General features: G+C 65.9%; 16 protein-coding genes and 1 tRNA gene. 9 read left to right on the forward strand and 8 right to left on the reverse strand.

Going from position 1 to position 17,940, the window contains the following annotated elements; genetic code table 11:
• The first annotated feature begins 92 nt into the window (after window positions 1–92).
• Window positions 93–782, forward strand: coding sequence for a hypothetical protein (locus WDN01_01745; GenBank protein ID MEJ0024724.1), 690 nt, complete (start codon window positions 93–95; stop codon window positions 780–782).
• Here the strand turns inward: WDN01_01745 and WDN01_01750 are convergent, their stop codons facing one another.
• The 5 genes from WDN01_01750 to WDN01_01770 all read right to left on the reverse strand — a co-directional run bounded on the left by WDN01_01750 (window position 783) and on the right by WDN01_01770 (window position 7,682).
• Entirely contained in the window at window positions 783–2,591 is a 1,809-nt protein-coding gene (locus tag WDN01_01750; GenBank protein MEJ0024725.1) for an ABC transporter ATP-binding protein, read from the reverse strand. It abuts the gene before it with no gap.
• 1 nt (window position 2,592) lies between these two features.
• The gene (locus WDN01_01755; protein ID MEJ0024726.1) at window positions 2,593–3,531 is read right to left on the reverse strand and encodes an ABC transporter permease subunit; all 939 of its coding nucleotides are present in this window, start codon (window positions 3,529–3,531) and stop codon (window positions 2,593–2,595) included.
• Window positions 3,528–4,475, reverse strand: coding sequence for an oligopeptide ABC transporter permease OppB (oppB, locus tag WDN01_01760; GenBank protein MEJ0024727.1), 948 nt, complete (start codon window positions 4,473–4,475; stop codon window positions 3,528–3,530). Before oppB ends, WDN01_01755 begins: the two co-directional genes overlap by 4 nt.
• Before the next feature lie 151 nt (window positions 4,476–4,626).
• Complete coding sequence (locus WDN01_01765; GenBank protein MEJ0024728.1) at window positions 4,627–5,730, reverse strand: extracellular solute-binding protein; 1,104 nt, start codon at window positions 5,728–5,730, stop codon at window positions 4,627–4,629.
• Window positions 5,731–5,738: 8 nt separating this feature from the next.
• Window positions 5,739–7,682 carry an AsmA family protein gene (locus WDN01_01770; protein MEJ0024729.1) on the reverse strand — a complete coding sequence of 648 codons (1,944 nt, stop codon included), beginning with the start codon at window positions 7,680–7,682 and terminating at the stop codon, window positions 5,739–5,741.
• Window positions 7,683–7,794: 112 nt separating this feature from the next.
• Between WDN01_01770 and WDN01_01775 the strand changes: the two genes are divergently transcribed.
• Window positions 7,795–7,871, forward strand: a tRNA-His gene (locus WDN01_01775).
• A 16-nt stretch (window positions 7,872–7,887) separates the two neighbouring features.
• On the opposite strand, the gene WDN01_01780 is transcribed toward WDN01_01775, so the two are convergent.
• The 3 genes from WDN01_01780 to WDN01_01790 all read right to left on the reverse strand — a co-directional run bounded on the left by WDN01_01780 (window position 7,888) and on the right by WDN01_01790 (window position 12,060).
• Window positions 7,888–9,246 (reverse strand): MFS transporter, encoded by a 1,359-nt coding sequence (locus WDN01_01780; protein ID MEJ0024730.1) that lies wholly within the window; start codon window positions 9,244–9,246, stop codon window positions 7,888–7,890.
• 67 nt (window positions 9,247–9,313) lie between these two features.
• Window positions 9,314–11,479, reverse strand: a complete 2,166-nt coding sequence (locus WDN01_01785) for a TonB-dependent receptor (protein MEJ0024731.1) — start codon at window positions 11,477–11,479, stop codon at window positions 9,314–9,316.
• Window positions 11,480–11,733: 254 nt separating this feature from the next.
• Window positions 11,734–12,060 carry a hypothetical protein gene (locus tag WDN01_01790; protein ID MEJ0024732.1) on the reverse strand — a complete coding sequence of 109 codons (327 nt, stop codon included), beginning with the start codon at window positions 12,058–12,060 and terminating at the stop codon, window positions 11,734–11,736.
• Here WDN01_01790 and WDN01_01795 point away from each other — a divergent pair.
• From WDN01_01795 to WDN01_01825, 7 genes are all read left to right on the forward strand, one after another.
• On the forward strand, window positions 11,954–12,625 hold the full coding sequence (locus tag WDN01_01795) for a hypothetical protein (GenBank protein ID MEJ0024733.1): 672 nt from the start codon (window positions 11,954–11,956) through the stop codon (window positions 12,623–12,625). The two genes, WDN01_01790 and WDN01_01795, sit on opposite strands and share 107 nt — an antisense overlap.
• Window positions 12,622–13,014 (forward strand): RidA family protein, encoded by a 393-nt coding sequence (locus WDN01_01800; protein MEJ0024734.1) that lies wholly within the window; start codon window positions 12,622–12,624, stop codon window positions 13,012–13,014. The genes WDN01_01795 and WDN01_01800 overlap by 4 nt, the downstream gene beginning before the upstream one ends.
• Window positions 13,015–13,214: 200 nt before the next feature.
• A complete protein-coding gene (locus tag WDN01_01805) occupies window positions 13,215–14,594 on the forward strand; it encodes an MmgE/PrpD family protein (GenBank protein ID MEJ0024735.1) in 1,380 nt (459 codons plus the stop codon).
• Window positions 14,591–15,073: a MaoC family dehydratase gene (locus WDN01_01810; GenBank protein ID MEJ0024736.1), complete on the forward strand. Its 483-nt coding sequence runs from the start codon at window positions 14,591–14,593 to the stop codon at window positions 15,071–15,073. The genes WDN01_01805 and WDN01_01810 overlap by 4 nt, the downstream gene beginning before the upstream one ends.
• Before the next feature lie 12 nt (window positions 15,074–15,085).
• Window positions 15,086–16,243 carry an acyl-CoA dehydrogenase family protein gene (locus tag WDN01_01815; GenBank protein MEJ0024737.1) on the forward strand — a complete coding sequence of 386 codons (1,158 nt, stop codon included), beginning with the start codon at window positions 15,086–15,088 and terminating at the stop codon, window positions 16,241–16,243.
• Window positions 16,244–16,245: 2 nt separating this feature from the next.
• Window positions 16,246–16,737: a MaoC family dehydratase gene (locus WDN01_01820; GenBank protein ID MEJ0024738.1), complete on the forward strand. Its 492-nt coding sequence runs from the start codon at window positions 16,246–16,248 to the stop codon at window positions 16,735–16,737.
• A complete protein-coding gene (locus WDN01_01825; GenBank protein ID MEJ0024739.1) occupies window positions 16,734–17,939 on the forward strand; it encodes a CaiB/BaiF CoA-transferase family protein in 1,206 nt (401 codons plus the stop codon). The genes WDN01_01820 and WDN01_01825 overlap by 4 nt, the downstream gene beginning before the upstream one ends.
• Window position 17,940: the final 1 nt, after the last annotated feature.

The following is a 17,940-nucleotide window of genomic DNA, read 5'->3' on the forward strand; positions in this document are numbered from 1 at the left end:
TCGAAGCCCTCGCAGAGTGACCGTCGATACCATATTCTTCGCACGCCCGACCGTCGGCCGGACCCGGGCGCCTCACAGACGGATGACCATCGATGACATTTCCCCGCCTCGCGGCCGCCGCCGCGCTTCTGTTCGTCCCGCTGGCCGCACAGGCCGATCCCCGCCAGGATCTGGTGGACGGCATGGCGAAATGCGCCGTCGTCAACGACAGCGTCGACCGGCTCTCCTGCTACGACGCGCTCTATCCGCAGCTCAAGGCGGCACGGGACGAGGCGCCCCAGGCCGCGACGGCCGCGCCGCCGCCTTCGGTCGCCGTCCTGCCGCCGGCATCCGCGCCGGTTGCCCCGCCGGCGGCGCCCGCCGCGCCGCTTGCGGCCGCGCCTGCGCCACCCCCGCCGCCGGTCGCCGACGACCGGCCCTGGTACGATCCCGGGCGCATGCTGGGCGTGTCGCCGCGCGAGCAGACCACGCCGGAGCAGTTCGGCGGCGAGAATCTCATGCCGCCGAAGCCGCCGCCGGGCCAGGTGGCGGTGAACCAGCCGCCGCGGGAGCTCGACAGCATCACCGCCAGCGTCCGCGACTGGTCCTTCAACTCCCACAACAAGTTCATCGTGGTGCTGGACAACGGACAGATCTGGCAGCAGATCGAGAGCGACGCCGGCAGGGCGCATTTCATGAAGAACGCGAAGAACAGCGTCACGATCAGCCGCGGCTTCATCGGCTCCTACGACCTCGTCGTGAACGACGCGTCGGTCCTCTACAAGGTGCGCCGGCTGAAGTGATCAGGCGGAGTCGAACTCGGCCACGAGGTGGCCGGGGCCGACCTCCATCAGCCTCGGCCGGTACTGTTCGGCCTCGGGATCGTCGACCAGCTTGGACTTGAGGAAGTTGAGCTGCGCCCGCGTGTCGAGCGGCGAGGGCAGGTCGCCCGAGAGCTTCACCCGCGTCTTGGCGCGCTCGATCTTGGGATCGGGGATCGGCACGGCCGAGATCAGCGCCTTGGTGTAGGGGTGCCGCGCGTCCTTGTAGATCGCGTCGCGGTCGGCGAACTCCACGATGCGGCCGAGATAGAGCACCATCACGCGGTGGGAAATCTGCCGCACGACCGACAGGTCGTGGCTGATGAAGATCAGCGACATGCCGAAATCGGTCTGCAGCTTCACGATCAGGTCGATGATCTGGGACTGGATGGAGACGTCGAGCGCGCTCACCGCCTCGTCGCAGATCACCAGCTTGGGCTCGACGACCATGGCGCGGGCGATGCCGACGCGCTGATTCTGGCCGCCGGAGAATTCGTGCGGATAGCGGTTGATCCAGCCCGGCTCGAGCCCGACCTGCTGCATCATGGCGCGCACCTTGGCCTTCACCTGCTCGCGCGACAATTCGGGGCTGAGGGTGCGCAGCGGCTCGGCGATCGACTGGCCGATGGTCATGCGCGGGTCGAGGCTCGCGAGCGGGTCCTGGAAGACGATCTGCAGGTCCTTGCGCAGCCGGCGCTGCTCGGCCGGCGAGATCGTGCCGAGATCGCGCGTCATCCAGACCGCCGTGCCGTCCGTCTTGGGCAGGAGCTTCAGCACGGCGCGCGCCAGGGTGGACTTGCCGCAGCCGGACTCGCCCACGATGCCGAGCGTCTCGCCCTCGCGGAGCGTGAAGCTCACGCCGTCGACCGCGCGCAGCGACCTGGGCTTGGCGAAGAGGCCGCTGCCGCGCACCGGGAAATAGACTTTGAGGTCGCGCACGTCGAGGACCGCCTTGTCGCTCTTGGGCGCCGGCGCATGGGTGTGCCCCTCGCGCTCGGGCCGGTCGAGACGCGGCATCGCGTTCAGCAGCATCTTCGTATAGTCGTGGCGCGGCCGGTAGAAGATGTCGTCGACCGCCCCGCTCTCCACGATCTCGCCCTGGCGCATCACCTGGACGCGGTCGGCGACGCCGGCGATCACGCCCATGTCGTGGCTGACGAGCACGATGGCGGTCTTCAGCTCGGTCTTGAGGTCGCGCATGATCTCCAGGATCTGCGCCTGCACCGTCACGTCGAGCGCGGTGGTCGGCTCGTCGGCGATCAGAAGGTCGGGGCCGCAGGCGGTCGCCATCGCGATCATCACGCGCTGGCGCATGCCGCCGGACAATTCGTGCGGATACTGCTTCATGCGGCGACGCGCTTCGGGGATGCGCACCAGTTCGAGCACTTCGACGGCGCGCTTCTCGGCCTCGTCGCGCGGCAGGCCGGAATGGACGCGCAGCGCCTCGATGATCTGCGCACCCGCCGTCATGTGCGGCGTCAGGCTGGTCAGCGGGTCCTGGAAGATCATGGTGATCTTGGAGCCGCGGAAGCGGTTCAGGCGGTGCTGGCCGACATTGAGGATCTCCTGGCCGCGATATTTGACGCTGCCGGCCGCCTTGCCGTTGCCGGCCAGAAGGCCGATCGTCGCCATGAAGAGCTGGCTCTTGCCCGAGCCGGACTCGCCGACCACGCCCAGGCATTCGCCTTCGTCGATCGAGAAATTCGCGTTCCTGACGGCGTGGACCTCGCCGTCGGGCGTGGCGAAGCGGACGTCGAGGTCCTTGACTTCCAGGATCGGGCCGGCGGGCATCTCAGCGGTCCTTCGGATCGAGGGCGTCGCGCAGCCCGTCGCCGATGAAGTTGAAGCAGAACAGCGTCACCGCCATGAAGGCGGCTGGGAAGATCAGCATCCAGGGCGCGGTCTCCATCTGCGCGGCGCCTTCGGAGATCAAGACGCCCCAGGATGTCAGCGGCTCCTGGATGCCGAGGCCGAGGAAGGACAGGAAACTCTCCGCCAGGATCGAGGCCGGAACCGTCAGCGTGACATAGACGATCACCGGTCCGAACACGTTGGGGATGATGTGGCGGGTGATGATGCCGAAGCCGCCGACGCCGCCGGCGCGCGCCGCCTCGACGAATTCCTTCTGCTTGAGCGACAGCGTCTGGCCGCGCACGATGCGCGACATGGTGAGCCATTCCACCGCGCCGATGGCGACGAACAGAAGGTAGAAATTGCGGTTGAAGATCACCATCAGGATGATGACCAGGAAGATATAGGGGATCGAATAGAGCACGTCGACGAAGCGCATCATCAATTCGTCGACCCGTCCGCCGATATAGCCGGCGGTGGCGCCATAGGTGACGCCGATCACCAGGCTGACCAGCGTGGCGATCAGGCCGACGGCGAGCGACACGCGCGCGCCCACCAGGGTGCGCGCCAGCAGGTCTCGCCCGAGGGAATCCGTGCCGAACCAGTGGGCGGCGCCGGCGCTGCACAACACGGCGCTGTCCGGCCACCAGTCCGGCGCGCAGGAGACGATGTCGTAGTTCTGGTAGGCATAGTCGTAGGCGAGCAGGAACGGCCCGAAGATCGCGGCCAGCGCGATGAGGCCCAGGACCGCGATGCTGACCACCGCCGCGCGGTTGCGGACCAGGCGGCGGAAGGCATCATCCCACAGACTGCGGCCCTGCACGTCGAGCGTGCGTTCCATCACCTCCTCGATGCGGTCGGGCGCGAAGGGAACGCTCATCGCGCATACCTCACGCGCGGGTCGAGCACGGCGTAGACGAGGTCGGCCAGCAGGTTCAGGAGGATCACCGCGACCGCGTAGTAGATGAGCACGCCCATCACCAGCGTGTAGTCGCGGTTGAGCGCGCCCTGCACGAAATAGCGGCCGATGCCGGGGATGCCGAAGATCTGCTCGACGATCAGCGAGCCGGTCAGGATGCCGGCGATGGCCGGCCCCAGATAGGACACCAGCGGCAGGATGGCGGCGCGCAGCGCGTGGCGCACCACGATCATGAAGTTCGACAGGCCCTTGGCCCGGGCGGTGCGGACGTAGTTGGAGTGCAGAACCTCGACCATGCTGCCGCGCGTCAGCCGCGCGATATAGGCGATCTGCGGCAAGGCCAGCACGACGACCGGCAGGATCATGTTGCGCAGGGCCCCGCCGCCCCAGCCCGCCACCGGCAGCGACAGGTCGTAGCCGAACAGCGTGATGCCGTAGACGCCGAACAGAAGGGTCAGGATCGGGGCGGTGACGAAGGTCGGGATCGTGATGCCCACCATCGCGGCGGACATCACCGAGTAATCGGCGATCCTGTTCTGCTTCAGGGCCGCGACGGTGCCCAGGAGCATGCCGATGAAGATCGACAGCACGATGGCCGAGAGGCCGAGGCGGACGGTCACCGGCAGGCCGTCGGCGATCAGCTCTGTGACGGTGAAATCCTTGGTCTTGTACGACGGTCCGAAATCGCCATGTGCCAGCTTGCCGAGATAGATGAAATATTGCTGGTAGACGGGCTTATCGAGGTCATACGCCGCCTCGATATTGTGCTTGATCTCGGGCGGGAGCTGGCGCTGGCTGTCGAACGGGCCGCCCGGCGCCAGGCGCATCATGAAGAACGACAGGGTGACGATGATGAACAGGGTGGGAATGGCGCCCAGCAGCCGCCGGATAGCATAAGAGAACATCGCTTGCTGCCGGCCCCACACCCTTTGCTTCGGCGTTAATCAAACTCTGCGACGGTTAAGGCGATGTCAATGCGCGATTGCGCGCCACGCGATGGACGTCGCGGAAGATTTCAGCAAATCGTGCGTGCACGTAATATTCGCAAAAGCTGCCTCATTGCGAGGCCATCCAGACCTCCCAGCGCGGATCGATATCGGCGCCGTGGAGCTGCCACCACTCGTCGTCCACCGCGAAGGCCGTCGCGAAGTGCGCCGGCGCGGTCGGAAGGTAGGGCGTCATGTCGGTCCCGAGCTCCGGATTCCTGACGACCAGGGGCAGGGCGGACCGTCGCGCCGGCCCATAGGGCACCCAGCTCGCGACGCCCGCGAGCGCTTGCGGGGCGGTCGCGAACCGCACGAACTCCATCGCCACGTCCTTGTGCGGATTGCCCTTGGGCACGCCGAAGACGTCGAGCTCGTAGAGCTGGTCGTCCCAGATCACGCTCACGGCCCGATGGTGCTGGGCCGCGTCGTAGACGTCGCCGTCGAGCACGGTGGCGAAGGCGGCGCGGCCGTCGTTGAGCATGGCGATCGCGTCGGCCGAATTGCTCCACCAGACCAGCGAACCCTTGAGCGTCGAAAGCTTGGTCAGGGCGCGGTCGATCCCGACCGGCGTCAGCAAGGCATCGTAAACATCCGCCGGCTTCAGGCCGTCGGCCAGGAGGGCGAGTTCGAGGTTGAATTTGGCGCCCCGGCGCAGCGCTCTCGGACCGGGAAAGCGCTTCAGGTCGAAGAAATCGGCGGCGGTCTGCGGGTGCGCCTGGCCGTAGCGGCGGGGCGAATAGGCGATGACCTGGGAATAGACCACGCTGCCGACCCAGCACGGTCCGATGGCGTTCTTCACGAAATCCTTCGCGGCCGGCGTTCCGTCCGCGCCCGGCAGAAGGCTGGCGGCGTCGATATGCTCGAGCAGGCCCTGGCGGCAGGCGGCGATGGCGTCGGGAAGCTCGAAATCCATCACGTCCCATTCATAGCGGCCGCTGCCGATCATCTGCTGCAGCTCCCTCAGGCCCCCGTCATAAAGTGCGATGCGGACGTCATAGCTTTTCGCCTCACCGAAGGTGCGGAACATGGCGTTGGCCTGGGCCCGGCTATAGGGGCCGGACCAGGTGGCGACGGTGAGGACGGGCAGGGTGCGGGTCAGCCAGAAATAGGCGCCCACAAGCACGACCAGCACCGCGCCGGCCACGCCCAGGATGATGATGGTCCGTCTCTTCATGCCGCGCCTCAGTGAATGCCGAACATGCCCTTTAGCGTATCGCCGACCGATTTACTTTTCTTCTTCGTGTTCGCCGGCGGTCCGGTCAGGCCGTTCAGCAGGCCGGCGATGGGGGCGGTTCCGGTGTTCAGGAGGCCGCCGATCAGGCCGGTCACGGCACCCGCGAGGTCGGGCACATAGCGCACATGGCGCCACGGCCCGGTGATCGCGAAGGGCACGCCGACATCCAGAAGCTTCAGCTTCCCGCCGATCGAGGCCTTGGGCTCGATGCGATAGACGATGGTCTGGTTGCCGAGGTCGAGGGCGCCGGCGCCCGTCATGTTGACGAAGGCGCTGGAGAGCTTGAGGTCCTTGTTCGTCAGGATGCCGTTCGCGATCGTGAAGCTGCCGCCGAACCTGTCGAAATCGGTGACGGCTTCGGTCGCCGTGGCGCCGGCGCTGAGGATGGTGGCGACCGAGCGCGCCACCATGCCCATGTCGACGCCGCGGACGCTGCCATGCCCGATGACGACGGACCCCTTGCCGGACAGGCCGCGCATGATCGCATCGGGCGAGGCGCCGCTGGACACGACATCGAGCACGATCGTGCCGCGGCCGTCGATCTTGTCGACGCCGATCGTATCGGCCAGGAACGGCCCGAACGCGATGTTGGCGAAGGCGAGCTTGTTGGCGATGCGCGGCACGGGCGGGCGGGTATCGACGCTCAACGTCGCGGCGCCGGTGCCGCCATAGAGCTGCATCGGGTTCATCGTCGCGGTCATCGCACCGCCGTCGAGCGCGGCGGCGATGACGGTTTTCCCGAGCTTGAGATGCAGGACGTCGAGCCGGCCCGCGTTCAGCGTCAGGCGGCCGTTCAGCAGCTTGAGCAGGTCGAGCTTGATCGCGGCTTTGCTCCAGCCGCCGCCCGGCGGCCCGGCCGGCGGCGCCGCGTTCGGCATATGCGGCCCCGGCGGCGCGCCGCCGAGATAGGTGTTGAGATCGAGCCGGTCGATCGAAAGCACGCCGTCGACCGCCGGCACGGCGGCGCGCAGATCGGCGTCGAGATAGCCGGAGACATTCATCCCGTCGAGCTTCGCGGTCATGTTCGTGAGCGAAAGGCTCCTGTCGTGCGCCGCCACCGCGGCGCGAATGTCGAGCGCGCCCAGGCCATGTCCGGCGGCGATGGGATGACCCAGCCACGCCGCGACATCCTTCAGTGAGGGCGTGCGCAGCGAGCCGGTGCCGCCGATCAGCCCGTCGCCGCCGATCGTGCCGAAGAAGCCGGCGTTCAGGAAATCCGAGGCGACGGCGACCGTGACGCGGGTGCCCTTGCCGGCCAGCAGCGTCTGGATCGTCGTGGCCGACAGGCTGTAATTCAGGCGGCGGCCGCGAAACGCGAACGTGCCGCTCACGCCGGCGGGGCGGTCGAGCCGGGTCAGCGCCACCTTGGCGCCGAGATGGTCGATCTCGCGGCTGATGCCCAGCCTGGCATTGTCGTAGGCGACCGTGCCGTCCGCGACCGCGATGCCGGCGAACGCCGTCTTGGCGGCGACGCCGGTGCCGGCGGCGGCGCCGTGTCCGGGCGTCAGCTCCCAATTGGCGCGGCCGTCGCGCGCCACCTCGAGCGCGAGCCGCGGCCGGTCGCATTCGATTTGGTCCGCCTCGATCCGGCCGGACAGCAGCGGCAGAAGCTTGATGCCGATGCGCAGGACGTCGATTTCCGCGAGATGCGGCGCGCGCCCGCCGGGCATGTTCGCCAGCGTCACGCGGTGCGCGGTGAGGCCCAGCGTCGGAAACAGCGAGAAGGCGAGATCGCCCTCGATGCGGAAGGCGCGCCCCGTGGCCTGGCTCACGCGCTGCTCGATCTGATCGCGCAGCGTTCCGGTCGGCACCACGAACGGGACCGCGAGGACCGCGAGGACGATCAGCACGGCCAACCCGCCCAGAAAACTCAGGAGAATGCGACGATTCATGGCGCGGCGAGCATAGCGTGCCCGCCGGGGTTTCGCAGTCCGGATCGCGGGGCGGAAAGCCTTGCTTTTGCGGGGGGCGGGCCATATTTTCCCGCTCCCCGCGCGGGACCGTGCAGTTGTAGCTCAGCTGGTTAGAGCGCCGGATTGTGGATCCGGAGGTCGGTGGTTCGAGCCCACCCAACTGTACCATTCCGACTACACCCGGCTACGGGCCGAAGGTTGTCTTCGCGGCGGCGTCCGCCGATGTCTCGAGCGTGGTCGCCTGCGGGCGGAGATGTCTGGACGCGGCCCAGAACAGCAGGACGGGCAGAACGAACAAGATGGACGAAAGCGCGAGCGCCATGCGCAAGGCTTCCGGGCCAAGCCGATGCGTCAGCGCATCGCTCAGGATGCCGACGACCTGCGGCCCTAGGCCCAATCCGATGAGGTTCACGGCGAACAGAACCAGCGCGGTCGCGGTCGCCCGCACGTTCAGCGGCACGAGGACCTGAATCGTCGAGAAGGCGGGCGCCACATAGCTGGAGGCGAGAAAATAGGTGAACCCATACAGCGCCAGCGCGACGACCGGCTGGTGTATGACGAAGGTCAGCGCCGCCGCGGGCAGGGCGATGAGCGCCGCGCAGGCCGGCAGCCACAGCGCCCAGCGCGCATCGCGCCTTGAAAGCCTGTCCGCGAAGTAGCCTCCCAAAAATATCCCAAGGGCGCCGCCGATCCCCAGGATGGGCGCCAGGATGAGGGCGATGTTCGCCGGCAGGTAGCCGTAACTTCTAACGAAGAAAGACGGTATCCAGGTCGACAGGCCGACGCTGCAGAAGCTGAACGACGCGCAGGCGAACATCAGGAATCGGTAAGCCCGGATGTTCCACAGCACCGGAAGGCTGCGGATCAGGGGCGGAGGCGATTGCGGCGCGGGCGACACCCCATCCGACATGCCGCGCGACGGTTCGCGAACGGTCAGGAAGAAGACCGCCGCGAACAGAAGGCCCGGCGCGCCGGCGATCATGAAGGCGCCCCGCCACCCTATGTAACGAAGCGCGACGCTGCCGATGAGAAATCCCAGCAGAAGTCCCAGCATCGGTCCGATGTTGGCGATCGCGAAGGCGGTCGCGCGTTTTTCCTTGGGGAAATAGTCGGCGAGGATCGACATCGCGGCGGGCGTGAAGCCGGCCTCGCCGATCCCCACGCCGAACCTCGCCAGCAGAAGCTGCGCGGTGTTCTGCACGAAACCGCACAGCGTCGTCATGAGGCTCCACACGGCGATGGAGAGGCTCATGATGATGCGGCGCGAACCCTTGTCGGTCTGCCGGGCGATCGGCAAGCCCAGGGTGGCGTAGAACAGGGCGAATGCCAGGCCGGAAAGAAAGCCGAGCGCGCTATCCGACAGATGCAGGTCGTTCTTTATCGGCTGCAGCAACACGCTCACGATCTGCCGATCGACGAAGTTGAGCGCGAAGCCGACCAGGACGAGCGCCAGTATGTAGCCCCGGTAGGCGCGCGCGGGACCCAGATCGGCGCCGTCCGGTTGTGCCGCGGCGGAAGTCGCATTCTCGGTATTCGCGTCCAAAGACTCTACTCGCCGATTCTGCAGCGGCATTGCGGCAGCGCGCCTGCCGCAATGCCCGATTGTTGCATCAGAAGTTTGTCGTCAGCCGGATTCCGTAAGTGAGCGGCTCCGCCGGCGAGCCCTGAAATCCCAAGGTCGATGTCTTCATGTTGGTATAGTAATGCTCGTTCAGCAAGTTGTTGCTGAAGACGCGGACGCCCCATTTCGTGTCGGAGGAACTCCAGCCCAGCGAAAGGCCGACGAGCTGGTAGGACGGCTGGCGCAGGACCTTGTCGGGACTGAAGTTGAAGCCGTCATTGTACGAATAGCTGAGGTCCGCGGCCAGCTCGCCCCACGAGACGGGATGGGTATAGGACAGCAGCGAGCTGAAGGTGAACTTCGGCGTATCGACGGTCGGAAAGCCGGTCGCGTTGATGGACGACAGGGTCGCGCCGCCTGCCGGGTTCAGGACATAGGTCGGGGCGTTCGGAAACGAGGTGTAGGTCCCGTCCAGGATCGAGAAGCCGCCCGATGCGTGAAGATTGTCGGTGAGGACGGTGTCGAAATCCGCATCGATGCCCTTGATCTCCGCGCGGGCCGCGTTGATGAGGATGGATGTTCCCGCAAGGATCTGCGCCAACTGAATGTCGCGGTAGTCATAGTAGAACGCAGACACGTTGAGCCGGAGTCGGTGATCGAACAGTTCCGACTTCAGGCCGATCTCATAGGCCTTGATGTTTTCCGGCCGCACGGGCTTGGCGCTGTAGACAATGGTGTTGAAAATGCCGCTTTTGAACCCGGTGTTGAACGACGCATATCCCATGATGTCGTCGGTGAAGTGATGATCGAGCGAGAGGCGATAGGTGACGCGCTCGTAATGCGTCTTCTGGAAAATGGGGACGCTCATGCCGGCCAGCGTCGTGGTCGTGCCGGACACGTCCTTGTTGTCCCGCGTGAAGCGGATACCCGCGGTCAGGTTGGTGTCGTAGGGCAGGGGCGCCGTGGCCTGGCCGAAGGCCGAGTACGAGCCTGTCCCCTGCCGCGAGTTGATGATGGAGGCGGAGACGGCGTTCTTGTTGATCACCGGCCGGAACGTCGTGGTGTCGCCGAAATAGTATCCTCCGATGATCCAGGTGATCTTGCTGTCGGTCGGCGACAGCAACTGCAGCTCCTGCGTGAACGTCGCCTCCCGCTGCTGCGAGTTGATCTGGGCGATGGTCGGCGGCGTCGCGTCCTGATCGTAGTTTTCGCGGACTGTGAGCAGGCGATAGGCGCTGATGCTCTTCAACTGCGCGAACGACAAATCCTGGTCGATGTTGAGCGACACGCCGCCCTGCTGGGTTCTCGCATCGTCGTTCGGCGAACCGGCGGTATCGTAGAAACTGGTGAACTTCGTGACGTGGTCGGCCGCAATGGTTCCGGGAAGCGGGTGATAGCCCTGGCCCAGTTCGTTCCGCGCCTGGCTGTAGTCGACCGCAAGCGTGGCGCTGGTCTGGTCAGAAATGTTCCAGAGCAGCTTGCTGCGGACGGAAAGATTGTCCTGGCTGAACGCATCCTTCCCGGTCGTGAGGTTCTTGCCCCAGCCGTCGAGCTGGCTGTTGCCGTAGACGGCGAGATCGGCCGCGACGCCGTCCGCGAGGCCCGCCGTTCCGTAGAAGGTGCCTTCGATCGTGTTGTAGTTGCTGTATCCGATCGTCGCCTGGCCGGAGGCATCCTGCGACGGCGTGCGGGTGATGACGCGCACGACGCCGCCCGTCGCGTTGCGGCCATACAGCGTGCCTTGCGGTCCCTTCAGGACTTCGAGCCTGTCGATATTGTTCAGCGAAAAGAGCGTGCCCGACGGCGCCGCGATGTAAACGTCGTCGACGTAGACCGCGACCGACCCTTCCTGGCCAGTCAGCGCGCTGGTCGTGCCGACGCCGCGGATGAAGGGCGTGCCGCCGGTCAGGTTCTGGGTGAACTCAAGCCCCGGAACCGCCGCGGTGATGCCGGCGATGTTGTCGATCCCGCTGTGCAGAAGCGTGTCGGCGGAAAGCGCAGTGAGCGTCACCGGAACCGATTGGGCGTTTTCCAGTCGCCTGTCGGCGGTCACCACCACGGTCTCGACGGCGCTCGTGTCGGGCACCGCCTGCTGCGCCTGCACGGCCTGCGTGGCGAGCACGACCGACGACACTGACGCAAGCAGGAGGCGCAGCGCCTTCTGTCCGCCGCTTGCCGGCCGATATGTGAATTTCCCCCGAATATGCGTACTCATACCAAATGCCTTTCCCTGGAAGTTTTTCGAAGCAGTGTTCTTGACCCACCGGCACGTTCGACGATCGATCGTTCCGAAGCGGCAGGTATTTGTTGGCGGCGGCAGCGCCGCCACGTTGCGTCAATCGTCCCGCAATGATTGATTGGTTAAGCATCCCCCCGTTTGCGGCGCCGTCGATGATTGTTCCGACGGCATTTCTTAGCGTCGATTAGGAGATCAGCGATGGCAGCGGTCAATATGTGGCTGCCTATCAATCAATCCATCGCGCAAATAGCGATTGCACTGCGAGGCTCGCGGAGGATGGCGACTGAATCGCCGCGCCGCGAAGCCCGATGTCGGCGCATCGCCGATTGTTCGGTGTAGCCTCGGAAGTAATTACTTCCGCCGTCCTTGTTCGTCGCGGCGATGTGTTGAATGTTGCGCTCGCCGGTGCCGGAAAGATCGCGCCGGCGCAACGGCTGGGACAAGGATTCTATGGCGGACGAAATATCGGAAGACTGGTTGACGCGCGGCCGCGCCTTGTCGTCGGCGACATTGCACGAGGCCGCGGGCCGCGCGGGCGCCTTGCCTTGCGCGCTCAAGCCCGTGTCGCCGCGGATGACCGTATGCGGACGGGCGTTTCCGGTCCTGTCGCCGGCGGGCGACAATCTTTGGCTCCATCGGGCGATCGAGGCAGCCGGTCCGGGCGACGTGATCGTCGCCGATGTGGGCGATGGCGACGAGTTCGGCTATTGGGGCGAGATCATGGCCGTCGCCGCGCGCCAGCGCGGCATCGAAGGATTGGTGATCACCGGCGGGGTTCGCGACAGCCGGCGCCTTGTCGCGATGGATTTTCCCGTGTTTTCCAGGACGATCTGCATCCGGGGAACGGGAAAGGATCCCGATGGCGCGGGTTCTCTGGGCGAACCGGTCCGTATCGGCGATATCGACATTCATGCCGGCGACTTCGTGTTCGGCGACGCCGACGGCGTTGTGATCCTGCCGAAGACGCGGGCCCCGGAGGTCATCGCGCTGTCGGAAGACCGCGACCGGCACGAAGCGGTTCTCATCGAGGCGCTGCGCGGCGGAAAGACGACGATGGAGATCTACAATCTTCCGCGTCTTCCGGCCGCCGGGCGGTCCATCGGCAAGGCAGGTGCAATGTGAGCGCGACGCGTCGAAGCATCGAGGTCGCGGGCCTGAGCCATGGGAATCTGCCGATTCCGACCGCCTCGCGCGTCGGTCCGTTCATCGCGACGGGCGGCATTCGCGGCGTGGACCGCCGGTCCGGTGTCATGCCGCCGGACGTCGCGGACCAGGTCCGGCATATGTTCAGCAACCTGCAAGCCATCGTCGAAGCGGCGGGCGCCGACAGCGCCTCGATCCTCAAGCTCACGATCTGGATCAAGACGCAAGAGGCCAGGCCGCTCATCAACGAGGAGTGGGTCAAGATGTTCCCCGATCCGCATGCACGCCCGGCCCGCCATATCCTGAATTACGAATTGGGCGGCGCAATGTTGGTGCAGTGCGAAGCGCTGGCGGTGGCCGCGGCGTGACGTTGACTGACGCCGCGGAATGTCCGGCCCGGCCGGCCATTCATCGGAGTTTCTGATCCAATAATCCGCCCTGCCTTGTTGTTCGGTCATGACCAGCATCCGATAAAAACAGCGGCTCTCGCGGCCGGAATCCTCCGATGGAATATTGGAGGCCGGGCGAGGTCACGGGCTTGGATGCGATGAACAAACCAGAGTTGCACGTGGAACCCTCGCCGACCCTGGCCGATCAATTGGCGGGTTTTGCGCTCGACCTTTCCTGGGACGCGATCCCGGAAGAGGCCGTCGGGCTGGCCAAGGCCCATTTCCTCGATGCGCTGGGCATCGCGCTCGCATCGTCGGTCACGGATTTCGGCAAGTCGGTGCTGAACGCGGCCATGTCCATGGGCCAGGCGGACCAGGCGACGGCGGTCGGCTCGGGCGTTCGCCTGCCGGCCACCTCGGCGGCGCTGGTGAATGGCACGCTTGCGCATGGCCTCGATTTCGACGATACGCATATCGCTGCGATCTATCACGCCAGCGCGCCGGCGCTTGCCGCGGCGCTGGCGGCCGGCGAGGCCGGCAAAGTCGACGGCCGCACGCTGCTCACCGGCTTCGTCGTGGGCCTGGAGATCGGATGCCGGCTTGCCGAAGCGGCCAACGGCGCTTTCCACGACCGGGGGTTTCATCCGACCTCCCAGTGCGGAACCTTCGCGGCCGCGGCGGTGTCGGCGCGCCTGCAAGGCGACAGCCGCGAGTCGCTCCGAAATGCCTTGGGTCTTTGCGGCAGCATGGCGTCGGGCGTTCTGGAGCTGCGCGAGTCCTGGTTGAAGCGGCTGCATCCCGGCTGGGCAGCGCATGCCGGCCTGTCGGCCGCGGCGCTGGGACGCGCCGGCTTTCGCGGTCCCGCGACGGTGCTGGAAGGGCCGCACGGCTTCTACATGGCCCATATCGAACGCGTCCCGGAAGGCACGAGTTCTCCGGTCTTCGCCCTGGGCCGGCGATGGACGGCGCTCGGGCTCGCCTTGAAGCCCTATCCTTGCTGCCATTTCATCCACGCCTTCGTCGATGCGGCGCTGTTCCTGCGGGACAAGCTCGACGTCGACGACATTGCGCGCATCGATTGCCCCTTGACGGCGCGCCTGCATTCGATGGTCGCCGAGCCCAGGTCGCGCCGGATCGTTCCGCCGACGATCTACGACGCGCTTTTCAGCGTCCCCTACATTGTCGCGGTCGCGCTGGTGAAGGGCCGCGTCGATCTGGCGGCGTTCTATGATGAGCCGCTGGACGACCCGCAAATCCTCGACCTTGCCGCCAGGATCCATTGCAGCGACGATCCGGCGAGCGACTATCCCCGTCACTTCCCGGGCGAGTTGCGCATCATCCTGAAGGACGGGCGCGAGCTTCGGCGCCGGGAGGCGACCAGCCGCGGCACGCCCGAGCGGCGGCTGAGCCGGGCGGAGGTCGAGGAGAAGTTTTTCTCGCTGGCGACGCGCGCCATCGCTCGCGATGCGGCCGCGGCCATCGCGCGCGCGGTATGGAACATCGAGCGGCTGGAGGACGTCGGCTCGCTGCTCTCGCAATGCATCGGTGGTGGACGGTGACGGCGATCAAACGCGTTCACCGGGGGACCTATTTCGAGGAATTCACCGAAGGCCGCGTCTTCGTCCACCACTGGGGCCGGACCTTCACGGCGCATGACGGAATTTCCTACAGCGCGATGACGATGCAGTACAACCCGCTGTACTTCAACGAGGTCTATGCCAAGGAGCTCGGCTATCGGGCCATTCCGGTGAACCCGCTATTCGTCTTCGCCACGGCCCTCGGCTTGTCGGTCGAGGACCTGTCCGAGGCGGGCGGGCCGTTCCTCGGGGTCGACGATCTTGCCTTCCATGCCCCCGTCTATCCGGGCGACACGATTTGCGCGCGATCCGTCGTTCTGTGGAAGCGATTGTCGGCGTCGCGCCCCGGCTGGGGGATCGTCGAATGGAAGACGAGCGCCGCCAACCAGCAGGACCAGCCGGTCCTCGATTTCGTGCGGCGCAATCTCGTGCGCCTGCGTCCGCAACCGAACGATCATTGAAGGAGCGTCTGGATGTCGTTGCCGCCGGACATCGCGGAGTTGAAAGACGTCGCCCGCAACTTCGCCACGCGCGAGGTCCTGCCGCTGGCGGGCCGGCTGGACATCGAAGACCAGCAGATACCGCAGGAACTCATCGCCAAGATGGCGGAAATGGGATTCTTTGCGGTTCTCGGTCCGAAAGAGCATGGCGGCTTGGAATACGGCGCGATGGGCGTCGCCGTCGTCTCCGAAGAACTGTCGCGCGCCTCGCTTTCGGTCGGCAGCCTTCCGGCCCGCAATTGGATGTGCGGCCATATCCTGGCCAATGCCGGGACCGAGGCGCAGAAGAAGAAATATCTTCCCTTGCTGCTCTCCGGCGCCCTCCAGACGGCATCCGCCGGGACCGAGCCCGAGGCGGGCTCGGACGCGGGCAATATCAAGACCGCGGCCGTCAGGCGCGGCGATCGCTATGTCGTCAACGGCACGAAGATGTGGTGCACCTTCGCCAATCGCGCCGACATCCTCTTCACCTATTGCCGCACGGACAAACAGGTGAAGCATGGCGGCATCAGCCTTCTGATGGTGGAGAAGGAACCGGGCGACGCGTTCGTCCCGCCGCGCCTGACCGGCGAGCGCATCCGCACGGTCGGCTATCACGGGATGAACACCTATCAGCTCTTCTTCGACGGCTTCGAGGTGCCGCAGGACAATCTGGTGGGCGGCGTCGAAGGCCAGGGCTTCAAGCAGCTCATGAAAGGCTACGAGATGGTGCGGGTGCAGTTCGCATTCCGCTGCATCGGTCTTGCCCAGGCGGCCTACGAAGCCTCGCTCGACTACGCCAAACAGCGCGTGCAGTTCGGCCAGCCGATCGCCAAATTCCAGACCATCCGCGGCAAGCTGTCGGACATGGCGGCTGAGATCGAAGCGGCGCGCCAGCTCGGCTATCTGGCGGCGGCGAAGGTCGATCGCGGCGAACGCGCCGACCTCGAGGCGGGCCTCGCCAAGCTCTTCGCCTCCGAAATGGCGCAGCGCGTCTGTCGCGAGGCGGTGCAGATCCACGGCGGCAACGGCTTCGCCTACGAACAGCCCGTCAACCGCTTTTGGCGCGACTCCGCGCTGCTGACGATCGGCGAGGGTACGAGCGAAATCCAGCGCGAAGTCATCGCCCGGCGCATCCTGGGGGAGCGGTGATCATGTCCGTCACGGGCAGCGGAAACTACTTCGAGGATTTCCGGGTCGGCGACACCTATGAGCACCAGCGCGGGCGCACGGTCGAGCAGTTCGACAACTATCTGCTGACGCATCTGTCGATGAACACGGCGCAGGCGCATTTCAATCTGCCCTATTCGCAGGCCCTGCTCGACGGGAATTTCCGCGAACGTCTCGTACCCGGGCCCTGCACGCTGGGCATCGTCATCGGCCTGACCAGCGAGGACATGAGCGAGAACAGCTTCGCCGATCTCGGCCTCACCGCGGTGAAGATGCCCCATCCGGTGTTCGCGGGAGACACGCTCCATGCGGCCAGCGAAGTCCTCGAACTGAAGGCGGAGAGCGAGCGCCCGGGCGCCGGCTTCATGCGCTACCGCTTCGTCGGGACAAACCAGGACAAGAAGGTCGTCGTCGAAGGCGAGCGGCTGCTGCTGCTCAAGAAGAAATCACATTTCAACCGGGAGAAACGCGCGTGAGCGTTGCGCTTGAAGGCATTACGGTACTCGATCTCACCCAGGGCGTATCGGGCCCGTTCGCGACGCGGCTGCTCAGCCAGATGGGGGCGCGCGTCGTCAAGGTCGAGCGGCCGGGCGGCGGCGACATCGTGCGGTTCTGGGACGACATCGTACTCGGCATGTGCTCGGGCCATGCCTGGGTCAATCCGGGCAAGGAAAGCCTTGCGCTCGATCTGGGCACCGCGGACGGCAGGGATATCCTTCTGTCCCTGGTCGAGAAGTCCGACATCGTGATCGAGAATTTCGTTCCCGGCACGCTCGAGAAATGGGGCCTGACCTACGATATATTCCGCGCCCGCAACCCCAAGGTGATCTTCTGCCGCATTTCCGGCTTCGGGCAGGAGGGACCTTATAGAGACCGCGCCGCGCTCGACCTGATCGTGCAGGGCGAGGCGGGCCTCATTTCGACCAACGGAACCGAAGACCATCCCGCCAAGCTGTCGCTTTCGGTCTGCGACATATCGGGCTCGATGTATGCGACGATCGCGATCCTCGAAGCGCTCTACCATCGCGAACGGACGGGCAAGGGCCAGCGGATCGAGATCGCGCTGCTGGACGCGGTGCTGACCTGGACCGGCTATTTCCCCTACATGTACTGGTACAAGGGCGAGCTTCCCAAGCGCGTTGGCCTGCATCATCACACCATGACGCCATATGGGCCTTATGTCGCGAGTGACGGCCTTGCCGTCATCCTGGCGGCCGGTTCGGGGCATCGCGCGATGTGGGAGCGCTTCTGCAACGCCATCGAGCGGCCGGACATCGTCGATCATCCCGATTTCGCCTCGAACGCGCTGCGCATGGCGCATCGCTCCGAGGTCGACGCGGTCGTGTCGGCGGCCATCGCGCGGCACGATCGCGAATACTGGCTGGCGCGCTTCCACGAATTCGGCATTCCCGCCGGCGCGCTGAACGATCTGGCGCAGGCGCTCAACCATCCCCGCGTGACGTCCCGCGGCTTCGTCAAGGACGTGCCGAGCGCGGTCGGCCCCGTCAAGGTGTTCGACTTTCCGCCGCAATTCTCGGAGATCGAGTCCGTCAACAAGCTCGGGCCGCCAGCGCTCGGCGAGCACACCGCGCGCATCCTGAGGGAACTGGATATCTCGGAAAGCCGCATCGGGGATCTCGAACGGCGCGGCGTCGTCGAATGCGCGCCGGGTGGATGAG

The sequence above is a fragment of the Rhizomicrobium sp. genome, from assembly GCA_037200985.1.
Classification (GTDB): domain Bacteria; phylum Pseudomonadota; class Alphaproteobacteria; order Micropepsales; family Micropepsaceae; genus Rhizomicrobium.

Coding starts and splice junctions, on each gene's coding strand:
- oppB (MEJ0024727.1), bottom strand. CDS start 4,475: ATGTTCTCTTATGCTATCCGGCGGCTGCTGGGCGCCATTCCCACCCTG.
- WDN01_01755 (MEJ0024726.1), bottom strand. CDS start 3,531: ATGAGCGTTCCCTTCGCGCCCGACCGCATCGAGGAGGTGATGGAACGC.
- WDN01_01820 (MEJ0024738.1), top strand. CDS start 16,246: ATGTCCGTCACGGGCAGCGGAAACTACTTCGAGGATTTCCGGGTCGGC.
- WDN01_01745 (MEJ0024724.1), top strand. CDS start 93: ATGACATTTCCCCGCCTCGCGGCCGCCGCCGCGCTTCTGTTCGTCCCG.
- WDN01_01770 (MEJ0024729.1), bottom strand. CDS start 7,682: ATGAATCGTCGCATTCTCCTGAGTTTTCTGGGCGGGTTGGCCGTGCTG.
- WDN01_01785 (MEJ0024731.1), bottom strand. CDS start 11,479: ATGAGTACGCATATTCGGGGGAAATTCACATATCGGCCGGCAAGCGGC.
- WDN01_01765 (MEJ0024728.1), bottom strand. CDS start 5,730: ATGAAGAGACGGACCATCATCATCCTGGGCGTGGCCGGCGCGGTGCTG.
- WDN01_01815 (MEJ0024737.1), top strand. CDS start 15,086: ATGTCGTTGCCGCCGGACATCGCGGAGTTGAAAGACGTCGCCCGCAAC.
- WDN01_01750 (MEJ0024725.1), bottom strand. CDS start 2,591: ATGCCCGCCGGCCCGATCCTGGAAGTCAAGGACCTCGACGTCCGCTTC.
- WDN01_01795 (MEJ0024733.1), top strand. CDS start 11,954: ATGGCGGACGAAATATCGGAAGACTGGTTGACGCGCGGCCGCGCCTTG.